A 23,304-nucleotide genomic window follows, 5' to 3' on the forward strand; every position below is an offset into this window, starting at 1 on the left:
TGGAAGCGGTCCCAGCTTTCGCTGGGACGACGTTGAAAATCAGGCGGCAGCCTTGACGGTGGCGTAGGCCCAGTCGAGCCACGGTCCCAGCGCCTCGATGTCGGCGGTGTCCACGGTCGCGCCGCACCAGATGCGCAGGCCCGCAGGGGCATCGCGGTATCCGGCGACGTCGTAAGCCGCGCCTTCCTTTTCGAGGACGGCGGCAAACTTCTTGATGAAGTCTGCATCCGCACCTTCGACCGTAAGGCAAACCGAGGTCTTCGAACGCGTGCCGGAATCAACCGCAAGGTGGCCAAGCCAGTCACGCTCGGCGACGATCTTGTCCAGCGCGTGGGCATTGGCGTTCGAACGGGCCTTCAGCCCTTCGAGACCGCCCAGACCCTTGGCCCATTCCAGAGCGAAGATCGCATCCTCGACGGCGAGCATCGAGGGGGTGTTGATGGTTTCGCCCTTGAACACGCCTTCTGCCAGCTTGCCCTTCGACACAAGGCGGAACACCTTGGGAAGCGGCCAGGCCGGGGTGTAGTTCTCCAGACGCTCGACCGCGCGGGGGCCGAGGATCAGGACGCCGTGGCCGCCCTCGCCGCCCAGAACCTTCTGCCAGGAGAAGGTGGCAACGTCGATCTTGGACCAGTCGATGTCGTAGGCGAAAACTGCCGAAGTGGCGTCGGCGAAGGACAGGCCTTCACGGTCTGCCGGGATCCAGTTGGCATCCGGAACGCGCACGCCCGAGGTAGTGCCGTTCCAGGTGAAGAGCACGTCGTCGGACCAGTCGATCTTGTCGAGGTCGGGCAGCTGGCCATAGTCGGCGCGGAACACGGTGGGTTCCAGCTTGAGCTGCTTGACGGCGTCGGTAACCCAGCCCTCACCGAAGCTTTCCCAGGCCAGCGCGGTCACGCCGCGGGCGCCGAGCATGGTCCACATGGCCATCTCGAAGGCGCCGGTGTCCGAACCGGGGACGATACCGATGCGATGCGTATCGGGCAGCTGCAGAACTTCGCGCATCAGATCGATGCAGTACGCAAGGCGCGTCTTGCCGATCTTGGCGCGGTGCGAGCGGCCGAGAGCTTCGGTGTTCAGTTTTTCGGGGGCATATCCGGGCGGCTTGGCGCAGGGACCGGAAGAGAAGTGCGGACGCGCAGGTTTGCGCGCGGGAACGCTAATAATATCAGTCATTTCTGACTCTCCTTACAGAGAGCTCGCGCGGCGTTGGGACCGCGTGGCCCGGCGCCGCGTCTAAAGAGGCCGGGAAATTTGTCAAACGATTCTCCGGCCTCTTGCGCCAGATCGTTTCCCGATTGCGGGCTTTCGAGGCGGTTCGCTGCGCGGAAAAAGCCGGTTTCATGCATAGAGGTTATTCGGGGGAAAACTTCGAACCGCCCGATTCCCGCGCCCTTCCCGCACGGGTAAGCTCCGGTTCACCCAAGGCCCGGATGCTTGAGCCGGATGATGAAATCGCTGCACCGATTGCTGTTCGCCCTGCCCGTGATCGCCGTCCTCAGCGGCTGTATCGACCGGCCGGAACCGCCACGCGGACGCGGCTCGCGTCCAGCCGCCACGTCACGCCCGGAAACGCCGCCCACGCGCGAACTGCGCCAGTGCATGGCGACACTCGGCAACCAGAACGCGGTGTTCACTCAGGTGACGGACAAATACTACGGCAATGGCTGCGCCACACTCGGCACCGTCAAGCTGGCCGCGCTCAACACCGACAATGCCACGATCACCGTCACCAACCTCGGCCCGGTGACATGCGCCACGGCCACGCCCTTCGCCGCCTGGACGCGCTACGGCGTGGACAGGGCCGCGCAGCAGATCCTGGGAAGCCGCATCGTGCGGATCGAGACCTTCGGCAGCTACAGTTGCCGCAATGTCGCGGGCACCAACCGCCGCTCCGGCCATGCCATAGCCAATGCCATCGACGTTTCCGCCTTCGTGCTGGGTGACGGCCGCCGCATCAGCGTGCTGGAAGACTGGAACGGCGGAACCCCGGCCGAGCGCCGTTTCCTGCGCACGGTGCACGAAAGCGCCTGCAAGCGCTTCGGCACGACGCTGGGGCCGGACTACAACGAGGCTCACCGCAATCACTTCCACCTGGAAGCCGACGGCGCGAGCTTCTGCCGCTGAACGCGGCAATCCGCCCCGCGAAACGACTGGAAATGAAAAGGCCGGAGCGATTGCTCGCCCCGGCCTTTTTCCCTGAACCCGGTCTTGCCGGAACCTTAGAACGGCAGCTTGTAGAAGCGCACCGCGTTGTCCTGCAGGACCTTCTTCTTGGTGGCGAAGTCGTAGCCGCCCAGCACGTCCTTGATGTGCGCCTGCACGCCCGGATAGAGCGAGGTGGGGTGCGGGAAGTCGGTTTCGAACATCACGTTGCCCACGCCGATGGTTTCCAGCAGCAGCTTGGGCGCCACCTTTTCGAACCAGAAAGTGCACATGAAGTGATCGCGGAAGTAGTCCCAGGGCTGCTTCTTCAGTACGTTGCGCTTGCTGGGCAGCATTTCCTGGAACTGGTGCTCCAGCGCTTCCACCGCGAAGGGCACCCAGCCCATGCCGCTTTCGATCAGGCCGATCTTGAGGTTCGGGTGGCGATCGAGACGGCCAGAAACCATCCAGTTGCCCAGCGTTGCCGCATTGCCGATCGAGAACATCGTCGCCACCACCGACAGCGTCTGTTCGAACTGGAAACCTTCCCAGGTCAGCGTGTTCGGGTCGATCGCGGCGTTGAGGTGGAAGTTGAGCGAGATGCCTTCGGCGTCGATCATCTCCAGGAACGGCGTCCAGTATTCGTGGTTGAAGCTGGGCACGCCGACGCGTTCGGGGGTATCGGGCAGCACGAAGCCGCGCAGGCCCATGTCGATGCAGCGACGGGCTTCCTTCTCCATCTCCGCCTTGTTCCAGAACGGCAGGTGCGCCATCGGGAACAGGCGTTCGCCCGATTCACGCTGATAGTCGGCGTTGAAATCGTTGAACGTCTTCATGATGGTCACGGCCAGATCGTCATCGCCCAGCGTCATCAGCATGCCCGCCTGGGTGACGCCCGAGTTCTGGAAGCAAATCTGCGCATAGACGCCCATGTCATCCATCGCCTGAAGGCGCGGGGCGATTTCGTGACCGCCCGGATGTGCTTCTTCCAGCGTGGGGAAGGCAAGGCGGCCGAGCAGCTTGTTGTTGTCCTTGCGGATCACATTGCCGCCCAGCGAGCCGCAATTACGGTCCCCGATGTACCAGCGATCGACCCCATCGGCATCACGCTTCACGAACGGCATCTTGCTCTTCAGGCCGATCGGCGCGCGGTCGGTGAACAGCGTCGGCGGTTCGCTGAGGTGGGTATCGGTATCGACGATCTTGATGCCTTCCAGCGAGGGATCAAGCCCGCCAGACTGGGTGGAATAGTCAACCTCGCGGATCACGCCGCCCTTGGTGTAGCCCTCAGCGGACCAGTACTTGCGTGCAGATTCCTGCATTTCCTTCGTGTCGCCATCGGCCATGGCCTTATCTCCCAAAAGATGTGTTGGAACCCATGTCGCAACCTGAGCGGCTGCAAGCAATCGAAGAGCCCAACGCCGAGACGATGAATGTCCTAGGAGCCGCTGCCGGGCCGCGCGCATCGGTCTCTGCGCCTTGCCGCGGGGAGGATGCCCGGGCATCCATGGCCTCGGGAGACGACATTATGCCACAGATGCACACGCTCGACGACATCCGAGTCGATTTCGATGCACCGGACAACGTTCCGAAGGATCGCATCGTGGACCTCGGCTTCGCCATGGGCGGCCAGCCCAACGACCTCCTGGACCCTTACGAGCCCTGCGAATGGCTATCCGGCCCGGAGATCCCGCGCCTGCTCTACAATCCGCCCGCCCGCCACGGCCTCGGCGCGATCAGCGGCAATCGCGCGGGCAGCTGGGTCGTCAGCCACTACGAGGATATCGAGCGCGTCTATACCGACAACGCGCACTTCTCGAACGCGGGCACGGCGGAATTCCAGCGGTTGATCGGAGAGACGTTCAAGTCGATCCCGCTGGCCATCGATCCGCCGGACCATTCCAAGTACCGGCTCTACCTGATGCCCTATTTCTCACCGGCGCGGATCACCCGCGAACTGGAACCCCGCATCCGCAAGGTCGTCACCGAGATGATCGACGCCGTGGCGGACAAGGGCGAAGTGGACATGGCCTGGGATTTCGCACGGGTCTATCCCGTGCGCATCTTCATGGGCCTGATGGGTTTTCCGGACGAGAAGTTCGAGCAGTTCCTGGACTGGGAGTGGGACATCCTTCACTCGGGCAGCCTCGAAAAGATGCAGGCGGCGCTGCGCGGCGTGCTCGAATTCCTGCGCGCCTTCATCGCCGAGAAGGAAATCCATCCCGACGAGCATCTCGTCTCCTCGATCGTGCACGGAAAGATCGAGGGCCGCGCGCCGACCGAGGACGAGAAGATCGGCATGGTCTGGTTCCTGTGGCTGGGCGGGCTCGATACCGTGGCGGCCACGATCGCGCAGATGTTCCGCCGCCTCGCGCTCCAGCCCGAACTGCAAAAGCGCATCCGCGAGAATCCGGCGATCATCAACTCGGCGGTCGAGGAATTCCTGCGCACCCAGCCGATCCTCTCCTCGTCCCGTTCCGCCACGAAGGATTTCGAGTGGCACGGCGTGCAAATCCGCAAGGGCGACACGTTCGCCTGCCTCAATCCTTCCGGCAACTTCGATCCCGCGCGATTCGACGATCCGCGAACCTTCGATCCCGAACGCAAGGCGAACCGCCATTTCACCTTTGTCGGCGGGGTCCATATCTGTCTTGGCGCCCATCTCGCCCGGCGCGAGCTTCGGCTGCTGCTGGAGGAATGGTTCACGCGCATTCCCGAATTCCGGGTCAAGCCCGGCGCGGATACGGCGGTGTTTCCGGGGCTGCTCTCGATCCGCAACCTGCCGATCGTCTGGGACGCACCGTAACGAAAAAGGGCAGGAGACCGCCGCCTCCCGCCCCTGTTTTTCCGGTTCCTAGCGTCCGAGCAGGTTTCGCGCCTGGCTGGCGATCTGGGCCAGCATGGCCGGGCTCAGCGGCACGGTGTTCTCCGCACGCTGGACCATCGAGCGGAAAGTCTGGATCGCGGCGATATGTGCGCGGCCCCATTCCTCGGCCGCCGCCGCCGGGTCGGACTTGCCCGACTTCGTGCGCGCCAGACGCTTGAGGAAGTCGAGCCGCATCTGCTGGAAGTCCCGGGCGAGGCCGGCGACGAGCAGGCGTTCCCATGGGTCCGACGGGTTCATGATCGTGGCGCTGGCCTGCGCCCAGTCAAGCCCCAGTCCGGCGCCGATGCGGGTGAAGGCCCCCACCAGCCGGCGCGCGTCGATCCCGGTCTCGGCGGCGAGATCGGCGATGCCCACCGCTCCGTCGAGGTCGTAGAGATTGGAGACCAGCGCCGCCTCTTCTTCCGGAGCCCCGAGTTCGAGCAGGCCCGCACGCAGCTTCCTGGAATGCACGACGATGCGTTCGCCGAGCAGTTCATGCGTATCCACCGACAGCGCGGCGACCGGGGCACCGATGCGTTCGAGCAGTTCGGCCGGCGGAACCTGTCCGGCTCCGGCGCGCAGCAGGTCGGCCATGTGGCCGCGCACGACGCCCGCCGTGCGGTCGAACAGCGCAATACGCGCGTCTTCCGACATCGGTGCGACTTCGAGACGCTCCCACAGCACGTCGAGATCGAACAACTTCACCGCCAGTGCGAACGCTGCGGCAACCTGCGACAGGTCAGCGCCCTCTTCCTCGGCCAGTTCGAAGGGATGGACGATGCCGAGCCGGTTGACGATCCGATTGGCCAGCTTGGTCGCGATGATCTCACCGGCGAGGCGATGGCCTTCGATGAACCGGGCATACTTCGCCTGCATCGGCTGCGGGAACGCCGCGAGCAGCATCGGCTGGAGCGTGGCGTCGGTAGCGAGGTCGGAGGCCTCGATCGCGGCTTGCAGCACCAGCTTGCCGCTCGAGAGCAGCACCGCGAGTTCGGGACGGGTCAACCCGCGCCCGTCCTGTGCGCGGCGGCCCAGCGCTTCGTTGTCGGCCAGCCCTTCGGTCTTGCGATCAAGGTTGCCGCCTTCTTCCAGCGTCTCGATCAGGCGGATGTGCGAAGGCATCGCAGTGGCCCCGCCGCGCTCGGCGATCGAGAGCGCCAGCGCCTGGAGACGGTTGTCCTCCAGCACCAGTTCGGCAACCTCGTCAGTCATCTCGCGCAGCAGTTCGACGCGCTCTTCCTCGGTGAGCCTGTCGGCCCGCTTGGCGGCGGCCAGCGCGATCTTGATGTTGACCTCGTTGTCCGAACAATCAACGCCCGCCGAGTTATCGATGAAGTCGGTGTTGATCCGCCCGCCGCGCGAAGCGAATTCGATGCGCGCGGCCTGGGTGACGCCGAGGTTGGCGCCCTCCCCGATCACGCGCACGCGCAGTTCGTTGGCGCTGACGCGCAGCGCGTCGTTGGCCGGATCGCCCACGGTGGCGTTGTTCTCGCCCGAGGACTTCACGTAAGTGCCGATGCCGCCGAACCACAACAGGTCGACCGGCGCCCAGAGGATCGCCGAGATCAGCGATTCCGGGTCCAGTTCCGTCGCCTCGATACCAAGCGCCTCGCGCACCTCGTTCGTCAAGGTAATCGATTTAGACTTGCGCGAGAACACGCCGCCGCCCTGCGAAATCAGGGCCTTGTCGTAATCGTCCCAGCTCGAATGCGGCAGGTCGAACATGCGCTTGCGCTCGGCCCAGCTCTTTGCCGCATCCGGGTCGGGATCGAGGAAGATATGGCGGTGATCGAAGGCGGCCACCACCTTGAGCGACTTCGAGAGCAGCATGCCGTTGCCGAACACGTCGCCGGACATGTCGCCGCAGCCGATCACGCGGACCGGGTCGCTCTGCACGTCGACGCCCATTTCAAGGAAGTGGCGCTGCACCGAAAGCCACGCGCCGCGCGCGGTAATGCCCATGGCCTTGTGGTCATAACCGTTGGAGCCGCCGCTGGCGAAAGCGTCGTCGAGCCAGAAGTCGCGCGATTCGGCGATGCCGTTGGCCACGTCGGAGAACTTGGCCGTTCCCTTGTCGGCCGCGACCACGAAGTAGGGATCCTCGCCGTCGAGGATCACCACCGCCTCGGGATGGACCACCTTGTCCGCCACGATATTGTCGGTGATCGACAGCAGGGTGCCGATGAACACCTCGTAACTCGCCTGCCCCTCGGCCGCCCAGCCGGCGCGGTCGAGGGTAGGGTCGGGCAGCTGCTTGGGATAGAAGCCGCCCTTGGCGCCGGTCGGCACGATGACAGCGTTCTTCACGCGCTGCGCCTTCATCAGTCCGAGGATTTCGGTGCGATAGTCGTCCCGGCGATCGGACCAGCGAAGGCCGCCGCGCGCAACCGGCCCGGCGCGCAGGTGAATGCCCTCGACCCGGCGCGAATAGACGAAGATCTCGCGCCACGGCAGCGGCTTGGGCAGCCCCGGAACCAGCGCGGAATCGAGCTTGAAGGCCAGCGCGACTTGCGCCGCGGGCGCGAAGGCATTGGTGCGCAGCATGGCGATGACGACATCGCGGAAAGCGCGCAGCACGCGGTCGTCGTTGATGGCGCTGACATTGGCAAGGCCCGCACGGATCGCCTCCTGCGCCTGTGCCTTGGCCTGCGCGCGATCTCCCTTGAAGGCAGGATCGTGAATGCCGCGGAACAGATCGACGATACCCAGCGTGACCGCCGGTGCGCCAAGAAGAGCATCGACCACAGTGCCGATCCCGAAATGCATGCCTGCCTGCCGCAAGTAGCGATACCAGGCGCGCAGCCAGTCCGCCTCACGCTTGGACAGGCCGAGCCCGGGGACGAGACGGTTGAAAGGATCGTTCTCGGCAAGGTTATTGAGCACGCCGGCCAGGGCGTCCTCGATCATCGGCGCCAGCTTGAGCACTTCGCGCACTTCGCTACCGGACGGCAGCGCGAGCGTGAAATCATGGATCGTGCCGATCCGGCCCTTGTCGAGCGGAGTAGGCATCTCGGCGAGCACGCGGAAGCCGAAATTCTCCAGCGCGGGCACGGCATCGGACAGCGGCAAACTGCCTTCGGCCTGGTAGATCTTGAGGCGAAGCTGCGGCGCCTCGCCGCCATCGTGCTGATAGAGGCGCACCCCGCGGCTGCCGCGCAAGTCGGTGCCGGCATCGCCCACCACGAGACCGCGCATATGCGCAATGTCGAGCGCGGCTTCGGCCGGGCCATAATCGCTGCGATAGGCCATCGGGAAGGCATCGGCATAGCGCGTGGCGATTGCGGCGGCACGGCCCGGCTCCAGCGTCTGGGCAAGTGCGGCCTCGACCGCCTCGCCCCAGCCGCGCAGCATGACTTGCAAGCGGCGATCGAGCGCCTCTTCGTCAAGCACCTGGGCGCCGTCGCGAATATCGACCGTATAGCGCAGCATGGCAAGGTTGCCCGCCTCGACGCTGAGCGACCAGTCCAGCGTCGGCGCTTGCGCGGCTTCCTCGATCATTGCCTGAATGCGCTTGCGCATCTGCGTGGAGAGCGTGTCGCGCGCGATCCAGACGAAGGCGAACAGGTGGCGCGAGAGCGGCGAAGTGGTAACGACCAGACGCGGACGCGGCCGGTCCACCAGCGCGGTCATCGTCGTCGCCAAGCGCTCGACGTCAGCCTCGCCGAAGCCGAGAACCAGATCGTGCGGCAGGCTGGTCATGGCATGGGCCAGCGCCTTGCCGGTATGGCCACCCGGATCGAAGCCGAGCTTGGCGCCCAGACCTGCCAGCAGGCGGCGCAAGCGCGGAACCCGGTCAGGCGCTGCCGCGAGCGCGGCGCTCGTCCACATGCCCGCGTGAACCGAAAGCGCGATCAGCTTCCCGTCCTCGATCACCGGCACCAGGAACAGGTCGAACGGCACGCGGCGGTGCACGGTGGCGATGACATTGGCCTTGATGACCATCGGCGAACGCACCTCGCCCGCTGCGAGCTGGGCATCGAACACCGCAAAAGCGCGATCGTAGCTGGCATCCGACAGGAGATCGCGCGCGTCGCGCTTGCACACGCCGAGCAGGTCGGCATGCGTCCCGTCGCGGTAGCGGGTTACATGGCCGAGCTGGGTCAGCATACCGCCGGCGAACCAGCGCAGCAGTTCCGCGCCTTCGCTGTCGTCCACGCGGTCGGCATCGGCGTCCATCGCCTCGACCATGCGGGGCCAGTCCGCAACGGCAACACGCACATCGGCCAGCGTGGTTTCCAGCGCCGCCTGGAGATCCCGGCGCTGCCGCGCATCGATGCGGTCGGTCTCGATGTAGATCATCGATTCGCGGCGCGTACCGGCCGTTGCGGCATCGGGCAGCGCGGCCAGTTCACCCTGGGCATCGCGTTCGACGAACACGACGGGATGGGCCAGGCGATCGATGACGAGCCCTGCCTCGGCAACCGCTGCCGCCACTGAATCCACCAGGAACGGCATGTCGTCGTTGACGAGCGCGATGCGCAGATAACGCCGCTCCTCGTTCTCCGAAGCGATGTCGATCACCGCCTTGCCGGGCTCACGGTGCGCAGCAAGCGCGAGCAGCACATGCGCCGCTTCTTCAACCCAGGCACTGCCATCGGGCGTGTCGCTCGCCACATCGCCGGGCAGCAGCGAATCGCGAATGCGCGCAGCCAGCGCCGGTTGCAGCGCGGAAGCCTTCCGTCCGGCTTTGGATCGGGTCTTGGGGGCGGCGGTCAGATCGTCTGCGCTCATTGCATTCTCCCGCAAATCAACGGCATGCGGCAACTGCGCGTTTCGCGGCGCGTCAGCTGCCCCACGACAAATATAGGGCCGGTCGTGCGATCCGGCATCCACCGCCAGCCCTTTTTTGGCAAGGGTAGCGGTGTAGCCTTTCCGGTGATGCGACCTTGCACCACAGCAGCCCGAAGCGACCGGCCGGTCTGTTCGGCGTTAGGCGGAGTTGTAACGCCATTTCCCTATCGCGCAATATTCGTTTAACCGCGCGAAATTGAATAATTTGCATCTGGAAGACGAACGCTCCGCCGGTATCACTCGAGAGAGGCGTTCCGGCCACTCAGCCGCAGCTTGAGGAAAGGTGCGAATGTCCCGCCGAACCGCGCGCGCCCTTGGGGCTTGGCAAGGGCGTTCGGATCGTCGAGCCCCCAGTAATCGACGAAGCTGGCTACGGTCAGGTCAGGGAGCACCCACCAGCTATAGGCTTGAAACGGCTCTCGCTCGGGATTGGCAAAGACGAGCCCGTGCCCGTTGAGCAGGTGCCACGGACCGCGGATATCCGACGCTACAGCGCCGTAGAGCCCGGTCGGTGCCTCCACTCCCGGCGCGAATACGTGTGCTTGCGTGGACCAGAACAGGTAGCACCGGCCATCATGCACAACGACATGCGGGCGTTCGAGTTCGTTGTTCACGCCTGCAGCATCGATCGCAGGCGGCAACTTGCGATAGGTCCCGTCGTCGTCCTGACGAGCGAGGCCGATGACGCCGTTGTAAGCCTCCTCGCTGGCGGCGGAGGAGGCCGTGAACAGCAGGTATCGCCGCCCGTCGGGCGCGCGATAGGGTGCCGGATCGCGGAAAGCCTTGATCTGCCCGCTCCGCCCGGCGCCCTCGTGACGGCTCATGTAGAGGAGGTCCGCCGGTGCAACGATCTCCTCCGGTTCGGTCCAATCACTGAAAACCTGCCCCTCGTCGGCCAGTCGCGCCCGGCTCGCGAACAGGCGCTGCCGAAACGAGGGCACGTGCTCCCCCCTCTCACCTGCCGCCGTGAAGCGCAGCACGACCTGGCCGGCATCCAACGTCGCCGAGCCTGACCATTCGCGGCTGCCGGGCGTGAGACCTTCCCGGAAGGTTTGCCCGAGATGATGGAAGCCTTCGGCAGTACGATGGAAATGATGGATGCGGGCATGGGCGTGACGCTGTTCGGGATCGTCGAATACGTCAGCGGCAAGCGCGAACCACAGTTCGCCGCCACGCCAGGGAACCGGCCGTCCGTCACCATCGCCGAGCGGCCAGGAATCCCACACGTCGAGCCCCGGCGTGTCCCGCGCGACCTTGCCGATGACAGGTGCGCGGTTGATCGTGTTGCCCGACAAACGGGAAAGATCGGCGGGCGACCAGCGCAGCGGTGAAATCGCGATCTCGGTGTCCGACATGAAACGGCAGTCCCCCCGCACGAATAGGCCCCGGATGCGCAATGGATTGCAAGACATCCCTCCCTTCACGTCAAGTACGCATAGAACCGTAGTGGATTCAACCGGGGTCGCCTTGGGACCGAAAATCCTGCATTCCTTTGCAATTCCGACCGCGGCCATTCCGAAACCGAACAGGCCGTGCGTCCGGTTACGCCGCAGATGGGCCGCGTCATTTCGGAGACCAGTCTATGCATCCTGCCCGAAGGCCGAAACTCTCGCTGCTGCGCATTTGCGAGATGAACGCCGGTTTCTTCGGGCTCCAGTTCAGCTTCGGCCTGCAGCAGGCCAACATGAGCCCGATCTACCGCACGCTCGGCGCATCCGAGGCCAGCCTGCCACTGCTCTGGCTCGCCGGCCCTGCAACCGGGCTGCTGGTACAGCCGCTGATCGGCGCGATGAGCGACCGCACCCGATCGAGAATGGGGCGGCGAACGCCCTACTTCCTGATCGGTGCAGTGCTCTGCTCGCTCTGCCTTCTGGCGATGCCGCATTCTCCCGCGCTCTGGGCGGCGGCGGCCCTGCTCTGGCTGCTGGATGCCGGCAACAATGTAACGATGGAGCCCTACCGCGCCTACATTGCCGACCGTCTCTCGCCGGAACAACAGGCCACCGGATTCCTCACCCAAAGCGCCTTCACCGGGCTTGCCCAGACCCTTGCCTACCTCGCTCCCTCGCTTCTGGCCTTCATGATCGACCGCGAACTGCTCGGCCCTAACGGAATACCGGTCATCGTGCGGGCCGCCTTCACGATCGGGGCCGTGCTCTCCGTCTCGACGATCGTCTGGTCGATCCTGCGCGTTCCCGAACTGCCCCTCGCACCGCAAGAACATGCCGCCATCGCCGGAAAGAGCTTCAGGCCCCGCGCCCTGCTGCGCGAAGTGGTGCAAGCCCTGAACGAGATGCCCCGGCCGATGCGCAGGATGATCCCGGCGATGCTCTGCCAATGGTACGCGATGTTCGTCTATTGGCAGTACATTACCGAGGCGATCGCACGATCGCTGTTCGACACTGCCAGTTCGGCCACTCCCGCCTATCGCGCGGCGACGCTTGCCGCGCAGGAGTTGGGCGCGCTCTACAATACCGTCGCATTCCTGGGCGCGCTGGCACTGATACCGCTCGTTCGGCGCCTGGGAGCCCGGAAAGTGCATGTCGCCTGCCTCGCCGCGTCCGGGCTTGCCATGCTGTTGATCCCCGCCGCCCCCTCCATTGCCGTGCTCGCTTTCCTGATGCTGGGCGTAGGCCTCGGCTGGGCCGGCATGATGGCCAATCCCTACGTCATGCTTGCCGAAGCAATCCCGCATGACCGGGTCGGAGTGTACATGGGGATTTTCAATATTTTAATCGTGATTCCAATGTTGATCGAGACGCTGACGGTGCCATTGCTCTATAACCCCCTGCTGGCTTCCGATCCGCGCGCCGCGCTGATCCTGGCCGGGATCTTCATGCTGGCCGGTGCAGGTGCGACGTGGTTCGTCGGCCCTTCCCGCCTGCCACATGAAGGGACACGCGAACGATACTCCGATGCCCCGCTTCCGCCGCGGGATTCGAACTGTTAATGGCCGGAAAAAGGGAAGTTGGATGGCCGGCAAGGTAGAACCGACAATCACGGTAGAGGATGACACCGATCGCACGAGCGAAAGTGGCATCAGGTTGCAAGTGCGCACGCTCGCCGATCTGGCGCGCATCGCCGGCGTTTCAGCGGGCACGGTATCGCGGGCGTTGGCGGGGAAAGCGCTCGTCAATCCCGAAACCCGCGATCGCATCCAGGCGCTCGCCCGCCAGCACGGGTTCCAGCCGAACCAGATGGCCAGCAAGCTGCGTACCGGGCGAACCGGGGTGATCGGCGTCGTCATTCCGCTGAGCCACGAGAAACGCCAGCACATCTCCGATCCGTTCTTCCTGACCCTGCTCGGCCATCTTGCGGACGAACTGACCGAAAGCGGCTTCGACGTCATGCTCAGCCGCGCCATGCCCGACGGCACGTCGAACTGGCTGGACCGTCTCACCGGCTCCGGCATGGTGGACGGCCTTATCGTCATCGGCCAGTCCGACCAGTACCACCTCATCGAACGCGCCGCCCAGAGCTACCGGCCGATGGTGGTATGGGGCCATTACCGCAGCGGACAAACGCACTGCGCCGTCGGCACAGACAATGAAGCAGGCGGCCGCATCGCGGTGGAACACCTGCTCGCAAGCGGGGCCCGCAATCTCGCCTTCCTCGGTCAGACCGGCGGGATCGAGATCGCCACCCGCTTTCGCGGCGCGGCGGCGGCTGCCGAAGCGGCGGGCGCACCCTTCGCCTATCTCCCCGTCGAACTGGCCGACGCGTCGATGGGGCCGCAGATCGAGGAAGCCCTGTCCCGCGCCGATCTCGAGATAGACGGGATCGTCGCAGCCTCGGACCTTGTCGCCATGTCCGCGCTGCGCGCGCTGCACGACATGGGCCGGTCCGTTCCCGGGCAAGTCCGCATCGTCGGTTTCGACGACCTTCCTCTCGCCGCGCAAACAACGCCGCCCCTCACCACCATCCGTCAGGAGATAGCGGAGGGAGCCCGCGCGCTGGTGGAGAAACTGAAGGCGCGGATCGAGGGTGAAACCACCCTCAGCCTCGTCATGCCGCCCAAGCTAGTGATACGCCAGACAACGCGGGCCTGATACCCGCTCACGACTCACTCTTTTTCCCCGCCACTTCATGCTTCCGGTAACGGACCTATGACGCTAGTCAGCGTTGGGCCCGAACCGGAATCACGTTTCCGGCGGCAAGGTGCGACAATGAGGGGAAATTTTCAGGTGGCTCTGAAAGTGAGCGGCATGGCGCCATGCTGATCGGTATCGATCTGGGGACGACGAACAGTGCCGTTGCGATCTGGCGCGACGGCGAAGCCACGCTCGTCCCGAACGCCCTCGGCGAACTTCTCACATCCTCGGCTGTCTCCATCGAGAAAAGCGGGCAGGCATGGATCGGACGCTCCGCGCTGGATAGGCTCGCGAACCAGCCTCAGGATACCGCCAGCAGTTTCAAGCGCCTGATGGGCACCGCCAGCACCGCGCGGCTGGGCGGGAAGGACTACGGGGCGGAGGACCTGTCCGCGCTGGTACTCGGCGCGCTGGTGAGCGATGTCGAGGCCCTCATGGGTCAGCGCCCGACAGAGGCGGTGATCACCGTACCGGCCTACTTCAACGACCGCCAGCGCAAGGCCACGCGCCGCGCCGGCGAACTGGCCGGCCTCACCGTGCGCCGCCTGATCAACGAACCGACCGCCGCCGCGCTGGCCTTCGGCCTTCAGGACAAGGGCGACCGCGAACCGTTCCTGGTCTTCGATCTCGGCGGCGGCACGTTCGACGTCTCCATCGTCGAGATGTTCGACGGCATCGTCGAGGTCCGCGCTTCCGCGGGCGACAACCGTCTTGGCGGCGACGATTTCGACCTGGTGTTGGCTTCCCTGATGAAGCCGCGCATCGATCCGGAGCACCGGCTTGAATCGCTTTCGGCCGAACACCGCGAAGCACTGCTCAAGCGCGCCGCCGAAGCCTGCCGCCGCACGCTGAGTTCCGCGAACGAAGCCGAATTCGCCGTGGTCGTCGGCGAGGAGCGCCTTGCCGCCACCGTGACCGAAGCCGAGTTCGAGGCGGCCTGTGAGCCGTTGCTGCGCCGCCTGCGTGAACCCGTGGTGCGCGCATTGCGTGACTGCGCGATCGATGCGGCCGAACTGTCCGAAGTGGTGCTGGTGGGAGGTGCCACGCGCATGCCGGTGGTGCGCCGCGCGATCACCCGCCTGTTCGGCCGGTTTCCCAACAGCTCGGTCCACCCCGACCATGCCGTGGCGCTGGGCGCTGCGATGCAGGCCGCGCTGGTAGGCCGCGATGCCGCGCTTGACGAAATCCGCATTACCGACGTCTGCCCCTTCACCCTCGGCGTGGAAGTGGCCGAGCAGGACGGTTACGGCGGCCTTCAGCGCGGGCTCTTCTCTCCGGTGATCGAGCGCAACACGCCGGTACCGGTCAGCCGCATGAACGTCTACTCCACCCTGGGAGACAACCAGAAGAAGCTGGAATTCGGCATCTATCAAGGCGAAGCGCGCGAGGTGAAGGGCAACGTCAAGCTGGGCGAGATCACGATCCCGGTCCCGGCGCGCCCGGCCGGAGAAGTCTCTGCGGAAGTGCGTTTTTCCTACGACAGTTCCGGCCTGCTCGAGATCGACGTCCACGTGCCGGCGAGCGGCATCGAACGCAATCTCGTCATCGTCGATGAAGAGGACCGGCCGGACCGCAGGGAACTGGAAAGCCGCCGCGCCGCGCTCGCGAAGCTCAAGTTCCATCCGCGCGAGGATGCAGGCAACGTGGCGCTGATGGCGCGCGCGGAACGCTGCTACGAAGACCACATCGGCGAGGTGCGGCAGGCAATCGGCCATTGGATAACCCAGTTCGCCGGTGCGCTCGACACGCAGGATCCGCGCCGCATTGCCGATGCCCGCACGATGCTGGCCGCCCGGCTCGATGAAATCGAGAGCGCGGGGCCATTATGAGCGACGGCGCGCCCTGGTCGATCCTGGGCATCGAGAAGACCTCCGATAGCGCAGCCATCCGCAAAGCCTATGCCGCGCGGCTGAAGGCGATGGATGTGGACAGGGATGTCACCGGCTTCGCTCAGTTGCGGCAAGCCCGGGACCTGGCCCTGCGCCTCGCCCGCAACATCGACCTCCCGCCGGTGGAAGAGGAAGCCGAAACCGCTGCGGAGCCGGAATTCGGCCCCTCGCCCGAGGCGCCTCCACGCTGGACTTACGCCGCGCCGGAACTTCCGGGTGAATGGCAGACGGGTACCGATCTGGCCGCCCGTCCCGGCGAGCCGGACGATTCGACGATGCTTGGCCGCATGGCCTGGGCGGCAGCCGCCGCGCGGGAAGGCGTGAGCGGCGCGGGCATTCCGCTCACCACGATCGATCCCTTCACCGCCCCGTTCCTCCCCGGCAATCACGCAGCAGACGATGCCCTTGGCCTGCGCCCCGGCGAAAGCCCGGCGGAACGGCTCGCGATCCTTCTCGATCCCGAGAGCGAGACCGCGGCAGAGCCCCTGACCGAGACCGAAGCCCGGCAGGCGACGCGGGCCCTGCGCAAGATACTCGACGATGCGGCGCAGTCCCACGTCACGCGCCAGCAGCAGATAGAAGACTGGCTGGCCGAAGTCCTGGCACGCGGCTGGCCGCGCTCCGCGCCGCTTCTGGAAGATGCCAATGCCGCTTTCGGCTGGGAGCGCGAATGGGCGGCCCATGACGCGCGCGCCGGCGTGGCTTTCCTTGGCGCAAGGCTGCGCGGCTACCGCTTCCAGCAGAACGTCCTCCAACCCGGCCATCGCTACAACAAGGCGTGGAACGAACTTGTCCGTCCCGGCAAGGCAAGCCCTTTCCGCATGCTCAGCGGCCCGAGCCAGGGGGATGTGGACGCGCTGCTGCGCGGGGTGCGCAAGAATTTCCCCGAGCTCGAATCGCATTTCGCTCCCGAACGCGTCGCCTCGTGGGAGGGCGGCAATCCGTTCATGACCGGGCTTCTGGTCGCCCTCGGCCTCATCGCCTTCGCCATCGTGCTCGCCGTCGCGCAGACTTCGAACTCCCCATCCTCGCGGCCGGACCGGGTCGCCGCCGCAAGCCCGCTGGAAGCTCAGGGCGAGGAAGCGGAAACGGTGCCCGGAGACGGCGCCGTTACCCGGATCGTCCAGGCTTCGATCAGGGAAGCCTTTGGCGAGGATCGCGACATGAACTGGCTCCAGACGTTCCAGCCGGAACTGGCGCAAGTCTTCACCGCCAATGCCCGCAACGGCGTGAAGACCGGCGAGGAAGAGCCGGTCTTGATCGACAAGGCCGTCGCGATCGTTCGCGAACGCAGCTACCGGAACGGAAGGGACCTTTCGGGCGACTTGTTCGAAAAGGCGATGCGGCTGCGCCTCGGCCAACTTCGCGCGGCGCGCGAACAGGGAGCATCCGCCTGTCGCCAACTGGGCAACTCCGGCTGGCTAGACTCATTGGAGGTTTCGCCCGAACTGCGCAGCAAGGAGCGCGACTATGCCGTGCAACTGGTAGAAAGCCATGCCCTCGGCGCGCCCAAGGCCAGCGACCAGCACAGCGCGATGGTCCCCGGCACGCTCATCGAAGACGTGATGAAAGCCACCAAACTCAGCCAGAGCGAGGTCGCCGAAGCGATGCAAGGCAAGAGCAGCGATGCCAACCGCTGCGCCGTCACCATCGCCCTGCTCGACAAGACGCTGGGCTGGCGGGGCAAGAACCGCAGGGATATCCTGATGACGCTCTGAAGCGTCAGACCGCCAACCCCGCTGCCCGCGCGCTGGCCCAGGCCCATTGGAAATTGTAGCCGCCAAGCCAGCCCGTCACGTCAGCAGCCTCGCCGATCACATATAGCCCCGGAACCTTGCGAGCCTCCATCGTCTTGGAGGAGATGCCGCCGGTATCGATGCCACCAGCGGTAACTTCCGCCTTGGCGAAGCCTTCCGAACCGTCCGGCACGAACGGCCAGCGCGCCAGCTTCGCTTCGGCCGCCGCGAGCGCCTTGTCGGACATGGCGCCGAGTTCGCCGTTCAGGCCGAGCCTTTCGCACAGCACATCCACCAGCCGTTCCGGCAGTCCTTCGCCCAGCACCTTGCGGAGTGCCGTGCGCGGGCGATCGCGCTTGGCGTCCCTCAGCCAGCCTTCGCCCCGGTCCGGCAGGAACTGCGTCGTCACGGTCTGTCCGCGCTGCCAGTAGCTCGATATCTGGAGGATGGCCGGGCCGGAGAGCCCGCGGTGCGTAAACAGCGCCGCCTCGCGGAACGCGGCCTTGCCGCCCGCCTTGCCGTCTATGCGCGCGACGACCTCGGTCGACACGCCGGACAACTCGCGGAACAAGGCCTCGTCGCCCGAAAGCGTCAACGGCACCAGGGCGGGGCGCGGCTGGACAACCTTGAGCCCGAACTTGCGGGCCAGGTCATAGGCGATCCCGGTCGCGCCCATTTTCGGGATCGAAGGCCCCCCGGTCGCGATCACGAGCGCCGGGGCCGTCGCCATGCGCTCGCCGAAAGCGACGCGGTAGAGCCCGTCGGCATGATCGATTTCACCAAGCGCATCGCCGCAGTTCACCGCGACGCCGCCCTTGGCGCATTCCTCCAGCAACATCGCCACGATCTGCCTGGCCGAACCGTCGCAGAACAGTTGACCCAGCGTCTTTTCGTGCCAGGCGATGCCATAGGCATCGACCAGCGCAATGAAATCGGCCGCAGTATAACGGCTGAGCGCGGATTTCGCGAAGTGAGGATTGCCCGAAAGGTAGCGGTCGGGCGCAGTGTGAACGTTGGTGAAGTTGCAGCGCCCGCCGCCCGAGATCAGGATCTTCTTGCCCGGCTGATCGGCATGGTCGAGCAGCAGCACGCGCTTGCCGCGCTGTCCGGCCGTCGCCGCGCAGAACAGCCCGGCCGCGCCGGCGCCGAGAACGATGACATCGTATGGCACGATGCCCGCCGTGGATGCCGTCATGCCGGCGCCAGTTCCAGCGCGAGCGCTTCGGCCACGCGGATGCCGTCAACCGCAGCCGAGAGGATGCCCCCGGCGTAGCCCGCCCCTTCGCCCGCAGGGTAAAGCCCCCGCGTATTGAGGCTCTGCAGGTCCTTGCCGCGCGTGATCCGAACCGGCGATGACGTGCGCGTTTCCACGCCCGTCATCACCACGTCGGGGTGATCGTAACCCGGCACCTGTCGGCCGAACACCGGCAGCGCCTCGCGGATCGCATCCACCACGAAATCGGGCAGGCACTGCTTGAGTTCGGTCAGGTGGACACCGGGCTGATAGCTCGGAATAACTTCGCCGAACTCGCTCGAAGGCCGGTCGGCCAGGAAATCGCCCAGCTTCTGGCCGGGCGCCTTGTAGTTTTCACCGCCGGCCTTGTAGGCCAGTTCCTCGAACTTGCGCTGGAAGGCGATGCCCGCCAACGGATCGCCGGGGTAGTCCTTGTCCGGATCGATATCGACCACGAGGCCGGAATTGGCATTGAACTCGGCGCGCGAATACTGGCTCATGCCGTTGGTGACGACGCGGCCCGGCTCGCTTGCCGCCGCCACGACCCGCCCGCCCGGACACATGCAGAAACTGTAGACTGTGCGCCCGTTCGAAGCCTTGTGCGCGATCGAATAGGCGGCAGGACCAAGGATCTTGTTGCCCGCGTTGTCGCCATAACGCGCCGTGTCGATCCAGCTCTGCGGATGCTCGATGCGCACGCCGATCGCGAAAGGCTTGGCCTCGATATGGACGCCGCGGCCGTGCAGCACCTCGAAAGTGTCACGCGCGGAATGGCCCACCGCCATGATGACGTGGGTGGCGGGCAGGAATTCTCCGTTGGAGAGATGCAGGCCGGTGATGCGGCGCTCGCCGTCCTCACCCTGCGCGACCTCGAAATCATCGACGCGGGTGCCGAAACGGTATTCGCCGCCAAGTTGCTCGATCGTCTCGCGCATCGACATCACCATGGTGACGAGACGGAACGTGCCGATATGCGGGTGGGCCTCGGTAAGGATGTCGTCCGGCGCACCGGCCTTGACGAATTCGGTCAGCACCTTGCGGCCGAGGTGGCGACTGTCCTTGATGCGGCTGTAGAGCTTGCCGTCGGAAAACGTGCCCGCTCCGCCCTCGCCGAACTGCACGTTGCTCTCGGTATCGAGCACCGAGCGGCGCCAGAGCCCCCAGGTATCCTTCGTCCGCTCGCGCACGGCCTTGCCGCGCTCGACGATGATCGGCCTGAAGCCCATCTGTGCAAGCACAAGTGCGGCCAGCAGTCCGCAGGGACCGGCGCCGATCACCACCGGTCGCGGGCCATCGAAGCCTTCCGGCGCATGGGCGACGAACTTGTATGACGTATCCGGCGTCGGGCGCACGTGCTGGTCGCCATGATGCGCCGCCAGCACTTTGGCCTCGTCCTTCACCAGCACGTCCAGCGTGTAGACCAGCTTGATCGCGTTCTTGCGCCGCGCGTCATTACCGCGGCGCACCACCGTGACGCGCTCGAGAGCGCCGGGTTCGATCCCCAGCCGCGCGCAGACGGCGGCGTCGAGTTCCTCAGGGGCATGGTCGAGCGGCATGGTAAGGTCGGACAAGCGTAACATTCGCGGGCCCTTATACCCGTTCGGTCCAGGACGCCACGGCTTTGCGGGACCGCCGGGGTGCCGTTATGGCAAACCCGCTTGAAGCGGAAAGAAAATCCCCAACGGCTCACAACGCGCCCTCGCCCCGGCGATGTGCCCATGAACCGGAACGCAGCAGTGAGGGAGAGTTCACCTTCCCGGGCGGTTCACCCCAAAAGCGCGCGCCTTGTCGATCACCTTTCGGCGAGAATTCCCGCAAGCCATTGCGAAGCCTCGCCAATCGCCCGATCGGCAAGACCCGAAACGGAAACGGCCTCAAGAAAGCTATGCGTGGCGCCCGGATAGACGCGCAGTTCGGTCGCCACGCCTGCTTTCGCGAGTCGCGCCGCCATCTCAAGGTTCTCGTCAAGCAGCACATCGCATTCGGCTACGCAGAGCCATGAAGGCGCAAGCCCCCCAAGCTCTGCATGAAGCGGCCGGGCGAGCGGATCGTCAACCGGCTCCTGGCCGAGATAGCTCGCCCAGAATTCGTCCATCTCCGGCCCGGTGAGCATGTAGCGATCGCCATCCCCATAACGGCGATAGCTTCCTGTCCAGGTGCCGTCCCAAGCGCCATAATTGAGCAGAAGGCCAAGCGGCATCACGGCCCCGACGGTCCTGCGGCGCAGGGCTGCGGCAACCGCGAGATTCGCGCCCGCACTGTCTCCGCCCAGTGCATAACGCGCCGGGTCCAGGCCGTGCGCCGCCCCTGCACCGGCAAGCCAGTCCAGTACCTCCGTGATCGCCTCGATGGCGCAAGGGAAGCGCTGCTCCGGCGCCAGCGGATAATCGATGCCCAGCACCGCGCAGCCGGCTCGGCCTGCATATTCCCGCATCAGCCGGTCATGGGTGTCGATGCTGAACAGGGTCCATCCGCCGCCGTGAAGGTAGACGAGCACGGGCAGGTTCGCTTCGACGGAGGGCCGGTGAATGCGGATTCGCACGCCGGAGGCTCCGACATGGAACTCATCCGCGGCGGCCATCGCCGGGCCGCCCGCTCGCCATGGCTCCCGCTGCCGTTCGGCAATCGCACGGCGCTCGGAGACCGAAATCCCCGGCCGCGAGCCGAGGGCCGCCGAGGCGGCGAACATCGCGGTCAGCCATGACCGGATTTCGGGATCGACATCGTCATTGGGAAACCGTGCCATCGAATCCTGCGCAACCGAGACGGAAATCCGGGAAGATCGAAGCGTTTCAGCCGTAGACTTTCGTTCCGCCAAGGTGGGTCGAAACGACCTTGGCCTTGTCCAGATCGGCCGGATCGATTGCGGCCAGGTCGCGGTCCCAGATCACGAAGTCCGCCAGTCTCCCCGGCGAGAGCGTGCCGGTGTCTGCCTCCGATCGTCCGGCGAAAGCAGCGCCGCGCGTATAGGCGAGCAGCGCGTCATGAATCTCGACCTTCTGTTCGGGATACCAGCCGTTCGGATTGGCCCCGTCGAGCGTCTGGCGCAGCACCGCCGCTTTGAGCCCGGTCAGCGGATCGATCGGCGCCACCGGCCAGTCCGAACCGAACGAGACATGCGCGCCGCTCCTGATGAGCGATTCGAAAGCATATGTGGTCTTGAGCCGTTCCGGGCCGATGCGGCGCACCGCCCAGCGGCCGTCGTCCACGGCATGGAACGGCTGGACCGAGGCGATCACTCCCTGTTCGGCGAAACGGCCGATGGATGCGGGGTTGAGATGCTGTGCATGTTCGATGCGCCCCCGCCGATCGCGCGGGCCATTTACCCTGGCCACCTCCGCCCAGAAATCGAGCACCATGTCATTGGCGCGGTCCCCGATGGCATGCGTGGCGATCTGGAGGCCCGCAGCATCCGCCGCCAGCATGAGCGATCGCATCTCGTCAGGATCGGTCACCGTGATGCCCCGCGTCTTGGGATCGTCGAGATAAGGCTCGTAGAACAGCGCCGTGCGCGAGCCGAGCGACCCGTCGAACACGACCTTGCAACCGCCCCAGCGCACGAATTCATCACCGCGCCCCTCCGCCTTGATGATCGCGTCGAGCTTCTGCCAGTCCTTGAGCGGGGTCATCGCATAGAAGCGGAACGGCAGATTGCCAGAAACCCGCATCCGGCGCGCGGATTCGAAGGTGTTCCAGTCGATCCCGGTCTCGTGAACCTGCGTCACCCCCTTTGACAGGGCAAGCTGGATGCCCCGGCGGTTCGTTGCATCGATCTGCGCGTCGGTGGGGCGCGGAATGCGCTCGATCACCATGTCCTTGGCGGCGTCCTTGAACACGCCGGTAAGGCGGCCCTTGCCGTCTCGAACGATCACGCCGCCGGCCACATCGGGCGTATCCTCGCCGAGGTTCAGCATCCTGAGCGCCAACGAATTCAGCACGATCATATGCAAGTCGTAGCGGACCACGGCGACGGGCGTCTGCTGGCTCACCGTATCGAACCAGTCGCGGCTCGGCAGTTCGCCGCCCCAGGAATCGTTGTCCCAGTTGCCGCCGAGCAGCCATTCCCCCGCCGGCATCGCCTTGGCCGCGTCGGCAATCACTTTCACGAAAGCCTCGCGATTGTGCGCCTCTCGAAGAGAAGGCTGGCCGATCGTGGCCGAGCCCATGGTGAAGTGGACGTGGCAATCGGTAAAGCCGGGCGTGACGAACGCTCCGCCAAGATCGACGACCCGCGTCCGCTTGTCCGCGAGGCTCCGCGTGGCCTCTGCCCCCAGCGCCACCACGCGCGAGCCGACGAGGCCGATGGCGTCTGTGAATATCTCGCGCCCCTCGCCCGTCCAGATGCGGCCGTTGGTGTAGATCGTATCCACCGGAACGCCCCGCGCCCACGCCGCCTGCCTATAGAAAAGCCCGGCCGCTGCGGCGCCGGCGGTGCGGGTGATGAAGTTTCGGCGGTTTAGTGCTGTCATCTTGCGTCCCGTCGGGTGGTGGAAGTCTTCTTCCGAACATGAGCGGGCGCGGTGGAGCCCGAAACGGCCAATTCGAAAAAACC

General features: G+C 65.6%; 14 protein-coding genes. 6 read left to right on the plus strand and 8 right to left on the minus strand.

From position 1 onward, the window contains the following. Window positions 1-39 precede the first annotated feature (39 nt). Window positions 40-1,176, minus strand: a complete 1,137-nt coding sequence (locus tag U9J33_RS15150) for a phosphoserine transaminase (RefSeq protein WP_054436323.1) — start codon at window positions 1,174-1,176, stop codon at window positions 40-42. A gap of 273 nt (window positions 1,177-1,449) precedes the next feature. On the opposite strand from U9J33_RS15150, the gene U9J33_RS15155 reads away from it, so the two are divergent. Next, a complete protein-coding gene (locus tag U9J33_RS15155) occupies window positions 1,450-2,127 on the plus strand; it encodes an extensin family protein (RefSeq protein ID WP_132469291.1) in 678 nt (225 codons plus the stop codon). A gap of 95 nt (window positions 2,128-2,222) precedes the next feature. On the opposite strand, the gene U9J33_RS15160 is transcribed toward U9J33_RS15155, so the two are convergent. Then, window positions 2,223-3,491 (minus strand): amidohydrolase family protein, encoded by a 1,269-nt coding sequence (locus tag U9J33_RS15160; RefSeq protein ID WP_054436325.1) that lies wholly within the window; start codon window positions 3,489-3,491, stop codon window positions 2,223-2,225. A 182-nt stretch (window positions 3,492-3,673) separates the two neighbouring features. Here U9J33_RS15160 and U9J33_RS15165 point away from each other — a divergent pair, with 182 nt between their 5' ends. Further along, window positions 3,674-4,951, plus strand: a complete 1,278-nt coding sequence (locus U9J33_RS15165; protein WP_324696440.1) for a cytochrome P450 — start codon at window positions 3,674-3,676, stop codon at window positions 4,949-4,951. Between the two features lie 48 nt (window positions 4,952-4,999). On the opposite strand, the gene U9J33_RS15170 is transcribed toward U9J33_RS15165, so the two are convergent. Both U9J33_RS15170 and U9J33_RS15175 read right to left on the minus strand, forming a co-directional pair. Then, a complete protein-coding gene (locus tag U9J33_RS15170) occupies window positions 5,000-9,742 on the minus strand; it encodes an NAD-glutamate dehydrogenase domain-containing protein (protein WP_324696442.1) in 4,743 nt (1,580 codons plus the stop codon). A 296-nt stretch (window positions 9,743-10,038) separates the two neighbouring features. Beyond that, window positions 10,039-11,157 carry a glycoside hydrolase family 68 protein gene (locus U9J33_RS15175; RefSeq protein WP_324696444.1) on the minus strand — a complete coding sequence of 373 codons (1,119 nt, stop codon included), beginning with the start codon at window positions 11,155-11,157 and terminating at the stop codon, window positions 10,039-10,041. Between the two features lie 227 nt (window positions 11,158-11,384). Between U9J33_RS15175 and U9J33_RS15180 the strand changes: the two genes are divergently transcribed. The 4 genes from U9J33_RS15180 (at window position 11,385) to U9J33_RS15195 (ending at window position 17,500) form a co-directional block, all read left to right on the plus strand. Then, window positions 11,385-12,752, plus strand: a complete 1,368-nt coding sequence (locus U9J33_RS15180) for an MFS transporter (protein ID WP_324696446.1) — start codon at window positions 11,385-11,387, stop codon at window positions 12,750-12,752. 22 nt (window positions 12,753-12,774) lie between these two features. Next, window positions 12,775-13,851: a LacI family DNA-binding transcriptional regulator gene (locus tag U9J33_RS15185; RefSeq protein WP_054436329.1), complete on the plus strand. Its 1,077-nt coding sequence runs from the start codon at window positions 12,775-12,777 to the stop codon at window positions 13,849-13,851. 164 nt (window positions 13,852-14,015) lie between these two features. Then, on the plus strand, window positions 14,016-15,722 hold the full coding sequence (locus tag U9J33_RS15190) for a molecular chaperone HscC (protein ID WP_324696448.1): 1,707 nt from the start codon (window positions 14,016-14,018) through the stop codon (window positions 15,720-15,722). Next, window positions 15,719-17,500, plus strand: a complete 1,782-nt coding sequence (locus U9J33_RS15195; protein ID WP_324696450.1) for a hypothetical protein — start codon at window positions 15,719-15,721, stop codon at window positions 17,498-17,500. The genes U9J33_RS15190 and U9J33_RS15195 overlap by 4 nt, the downstream gene beginning before the upstream one ends. 4 nt (window positions 17,501-17,504) lie before the next feature. Here the strand turns inward: U9J33_RS15195 and U9J33_RS15200 are convergent, their stop codons facing one another. The 4 genes from U9J33_RS15200 to U9J33_RS15215 form a co-directional block, all read right to left on the minus strand. Beyond that, the gene (locus tag U9J33_RS15200) at window positions 17,505-18,713 is read right to left on the minus strand and encodes an NAD(P)/FAD-dependent oxidoreductase (RefSeq protein WP_324696452.1); all 1,209 of its coding nucleotides are present in this window, start codon (window positions 18,711-18,713) and stop codon (window positions 17,505-17,507) included. Further along, window positions 18,710-20,332, minus strand: a complete 1,623-nt coding sequence (locus tag U9J33_RS15205) for an NAD(P)/FAD-dependent oxidoreductase (protein WP_324696454.1) — start codon at window positions 20,330-20,332, stop codon at window positions 18,710-18,712. The genes U9J33_RS15200 and U9J33_RS15205 overlap by 4 nt, the downstream gene beginning before the upstream one ends. Before the next feature lie 212 nt (window positions 20,333-20,544). Continuing rightward, entirely contained in the window at window positions 20,545-21,498 is a 954-nt protein-coding gene (locus tag U9J33_RS15210) for an alpha/beta hydrolase (protein ID WP_324696456.1), read from the minus strand. Window positions 21,499-21,544: 46 nt separating this feature from the next. Beyond that, on the minus strand, window positions 21,545-23,221 hold the full coding sequence (locus U9J33_RS15215) for an amidohydrolase (RefSeq protein WP_324696458.1): 1,677 nt from the start codon (window positions 23,219-23,221) through the stop codon (window positions 21,545-21,547). Between the last annotated feature and the right edge of the window lie 83 nt (window positions 23,222-23,304).

Source organism: Novosphingobium sp. RL4 (genome assembly GCF_035658495.1).
In the GTDB taxonomy this organism is placed as follows: Bacteria; Pseudomonadota; Alphaproteobacteria; order Sphingomonadales; family Sphingomonadaceae; genus Novosphingobium.